Consider the following 210-nt stretch of genomic DNA (forward strand, 5'->3'; position numbering starts at 1 on the left):
ATCCTACCAAATACAGGTTCGACATCCACCTTGCGTTTGGCATAAATGCGGGCTCCCTCTTTACTTGTCAATTCCTCTTTGACTAAGTTCTTGAAATAGTTCCACGTAGGATTATACTGAATTTGTTTGAGGTTTCCTTTCTCTGTCCGTGCTAACTGGTCTAACTCTTCACTAGCTTGTACAGGATCAGCTTCGTAAATCTTAATCACT

At 41.0% G+C, this 210-nt stretch carries 1 pseudogene; it reads right to left on the bottom strand.

Annotated elements, in window-relative coordinates:
- Positions 1 to 210 (bottom strand): annotated as a pseudogene (locus C1G57_RS11010) (IS5/IS1182 family transposase); the annotation flags it as partial.

The sequence above is a fragment of the Streptococcus suis genome (genome assembly GCF_002960425.1).
GTDB lineage: Bacteria > Bacillota > Bacilli > Lactobacillales > Streptococcaceae > Streptococcus > Streptococcus suis_S.